Genomic DNA, 2,653 nt, shown 5'->3' with positions numbered 1-2,653 from the left:
GTGATTAGCATTAATAATGGTCATAGGCTTCGCGCGTGTTGATTTTGTTTGGCGATAAAATCAGATCACAAACGAAGCCTTTTTTATATCTATTTCAATTGGTTGCCGCTAAAGATCCTGTACATGAGATGGACATATATATAGATGAAGAAGATGATTGCCCTGTTGGCGGGTGGTTTATTGCTCTCCTCGGCCGTGCAGGCCAAAGGGGAGGCGGGGGAGTTTGACTATTACGCCATGGCGCTCTCTTGGTCGCCCGAGCATTGCGCCGTCAAACCGGCAGATCGGGATCAGTGTTCCCGCAAGCTGGGGTTCGTGCTGCACGGTCTCTGGCCCCAGTACGATCGTGGTTATCCCAGCAACTGCACCCGCGAACGGCTCGATCCCGATATGGAGAGCGAGTTTGCCGACCTCTACCCCAGCCGCTTTCTCTATCGCCATGAGTGGGAGAAGCACGGCACCTGCTCCGGCTTGAGTCAGCCCCAGTTCCATCAGCTGGCAAGCGACCTGCGCCAGAAGGTGAAGATCCCGGCGGCCTATCAATCCCCGGAAGAGCCGCTGCGCAAAACCAGCTTCCAACTCAAGGCCGATCTGGCGAGCGCCAACCAGTGGCTGGCTCCTGACAACATCACGGTGGCTTGCGCCGATGGTGGCCGCTTCTTGCGGGAGATCTACATCTGCGTCAATAAAGAGGGGGCGGATGCGGTCACCTGCTCCGCCGAGATGCAAAAGCGCGAGCGCCGCTCCTGTGGTCAGCCGGACTTCCTGCTGCGCAGCGTGCGTTAAGCCTTCACTCTCTTCATCAGGCCCCTTGCGGGCCTGATGTTTAACCACGGCTATCGGAAAGGAGTCTGACAGATGGATGGCAACAACCGGTTTGGCCCGACAGAGCGGGCCCTGCTGCTCGGGGTGAACGGATGAGCCTGTTTGCCGAGCTGGGGATGCGTTATCCCATTATCCAGGCGCCCATGGCAGGTGTGCAGGGCAGCGAGCTGGCGCTGGCCGTGACCGGAGCGGGCGGTTTGGGCTCCGTGCCTGCCGCCATGCTCACGCCAGCTGAGCTGCGCGGCGAACTGGCGCGTCTTGCCCAACGTGGTCTTGGGCCATTTAACATCAACTTCTTCTGCCATCAGCAACGGGAGCTGGATCCCGTTGCACTGGCCCGCTGGCAGCAGCTCCTTGCTCCCTACTATGCCGAGTTTGGCGTACAGCCCCCAGCGGTCACGACGGCGTCAAGCCGCGCTCCCTTCAATGAGGAGTATGCCGCCATAGTTGCCGAGTTCAGACCGGCAGTGGTCAGCTTTCACTTCGGCCTGCCCGCTCCCGAGCTGCTTGCCCGGGTGAAAGCGGCGGGTGCCAGAGTCTTTGCCAGCGCCACCACGGTGGCGGAGGCCGAATGGCTCGCTCAACACGGCGCCGATGCCATCATCGCCCAGGGGTTGGAGGCGGGCGGTCATCGCGGTCATTTTCTCTCTGATGATCTCGCCTTGCAGCAGAGCACCTTGACCTTGCTGGCGCAGATCCTCGCCGCGACCGATCTCCCGGTGATTGCTGCTGGTGGTATCGTCGATGGCAAGGGGATCGCCAACGCGTTGGCAATGGGGGCCAGTGCTGTGCAGATGGGCACCGCTTTTCTCTGCTGCCATGAAGCGACCACCTCGGCTCTGCATCGCGCCATCCTCCACTCGCCCCAAGGCCAGCAGACGGCACTGACCAATCTGTTCAGTGGCCGTCCGGCGCGGGGTATCGTCAATCGTCTGATGCGTGAGCTGGGCTCAATCTCGGATCTTGCCCCTCACTTCCCCTCTGCCAGTGGTGCACTGGCACCGCTGCGCGCCGCAGCCGAAAAAATGGGTGACAGCGGCTTCTCTCCGCTCTGGGCTGGGCAGAATGTCTCTGGCTGCCGGGATCTTCCCGCCAGCGAGCTGATGGCGTGCTGGGTCAAAGAGGCTGGATTGGGATAGGCACTACTATATATGCCTCTTTATATAGAGGCCGCCGTTGGCGCTGCGCGTCAGACGCGACGGTGCAGTGATGATGGATGAGTGACTGTACCGCTGTGAGGCATTGATCCGGTGCAAAACGTCCTCATTTCACCTGCATCTGTGGATAAGTCTGTACAAAGACTGTGTGTTGATATGAATAACTAATAAATCGTGTTTTTTTGCAATTTAATTGCGGTAAAGCCTTGCCAATGTGAGCGGGATCTCTATAATGCGCCACATCGACAGGGCAAGCGGCAACGCAAACAACCCGGTCGGTAACCTCGAAAAGCCTTTGAAAATAAGGCTTGACTCGAGAAAGCGGTTGAGTAGAATTCCACTCCCGCAGCAACGAACTGTTGCGTCGCTCTTTAACAATTTGAATCAAGCAATCTGTGTGGGCACTCACAGCATCGAGCATCAAAAACAATTTTTGATTTTCAATGTCTGGTGAAGTGACCAAGACGATTTCTTAGCAATAAGAAGTCGAACAGTTTATTTCAGCAATTCATTGAGCCGCTGAATGTTGTTACTTCGGTAATGACGCGAAGCAAACCAAACTTAAATTGAAGAGTTTGATCATGGCTCAGATTGAACGCTGGCGGCAGGCCTAACACATGCAAGTCGAGCGGCAGCGGGAAAGTAGCTTGCTACTTTTGCCGGCGAGCGGC

The 2,653-nt window shown here is 57.1% G+C and carries 3 protein-coding genes and 1 rRNA gene; 3 read left to right on the top strand and 1 reads right to left on the bottom strand.

The annotated features are described in order from the left end of the window. Positions 1–144 precede the first annotated feature (144 nt). The gene (locus tag BN4575_RS20280) at positions 145–786 is read left to right on the top strand and encodes a ribonuclease T2 family protein (RefSeq protein ID WP_068979560.1); all 642 of its coding nucleotides are present in this window, start codon (positions 145–147) and stop codon (positions 784–786) included. 131 nt (positions 787–917) lie between these two features. Then, entirely contained in the window at positions 918–1,964 is a 1,047-nt protein-coding gene (locus BN4575_RS20275; protein ID WP_068979559.1) for an NAD(P)H-dependent flavin oxidoreductase, read from the top strand. Positions 1,965–2,088: 124 nt separating this feature from the next. Here the strand turns inward: BN4575_RS20275 and BN4575_RS22160 are convergent, their stop codons facing one another. Beyond that, a complete protein-coding gene (locus tag BN4575_RS22160; RefSeq protein WP_176716451.1) occupies positions 2,089–2,445 on the bottom strand; it encodes a hypothetical protein in 357 nt (118 codons plus the stop codon). Positions 2,446–2,545: 100 nt separating this feature from the next. On the opposite strand from BN4575_RS22160, the gene BN4575_RS20265 reads away from it, so the two are divergent. Continuing rightward, positions 2,546–2,653 (top strand): 16S ribosomal RNA (locus BN4575_RS20265); the annotation flags it as partial.

This window comes from Aeromonas sp. EERV15 (assembly GCF_900079845.1).
In the GTDB taxonomy this organism is placed as follows: domain Bacteria; phylum Pseudomonadota; class Gammaproteobacteria; order Enterobacterales; family Aeromonadaceae; genus Aeromonas; species Aeromonas sobria.
This window is presented reverse-complemented; position numbering and strand designations above follow the sequence as displayed.

What these genes read in the sequence shown, in the direction of transcription:
- BN4575_RS20280 (WP_068979560.1), top strand. Translation starts at nt 145, where the DNA reads ATGAAGAAGATGATTGCCCTGTTGGCGGGTGGTTTATTGCTCTCCTCG.
- BN4575_RS20275 (WP_068979559.1), top strand. Translation starts at nt 918, where the DNA reads ATGAGCCTGTTTGCCGAGCTGGGGATGCGTTATCCCATTATCCAGGCG.